General features: G+C 60.7%; 1 protein-coding gene. It reads right to left on the bottom strand.

Annotated elements, in window-relative coordinates; genetic code table 11:
- Nucleotides 1-54 precede the first annotated feature (54 nt).
- A partial coding sequence (locus M3677_RS17235) for a hypothetical protein (protein WP_251161170.1) occupies nt 55-450 on the bottom strand: 396 nt, incomplete at its 5' end.

Genomic DNA, 450 nt, shown 5'->3' with positions numbered 1-450 from the left:
CTATTGTATGCGGGCGCAGTGCACCCGACAACAATAACCCTATCGATTCCTAGGTTATTCCTCACGCGCCCGAGCCACGTCGCGCGCACGGTTGCGGATGCGGGCCGCCCATTTGCGAGCAAAAGCCGCGCGCTTTTCGGGATTGCACACGGTACCCGGCTGTTGCGCTATGCCTTCGAGATAGCAAGCGAGCGCGGATACGCGGAACTCTGCATTGGAGTCGCCGCGATGCGTGCGCGCGATATGCTTTCGGTGCGAACGGATGATAGCCAACAGGTTATCACACGCGTGCACGCCGTCCGCGCGTCGCGGTTTCGGTTCCGCGTGCTGATTCACGCACGCATCGATATCAACACGGGCGCGCGGCATGAATCCGGCCGCCCAGCCCGGAATGGGTGCCTTACGTTGTCGCCAATATTCGGCGTGAATTCCGGTCAGGTTCATATACAC

The organism is Curtobacterium sp. P97 (assembly GCF_023712445.1).
GTDB lineage: Bacteria > Actinomycetota > Actinomycetes > Actinomycetales > Microbacteriaceae > Curtobacterium.
This window is presented reverse-complemented; position numbering and strand designations above follow the sequence as displayed.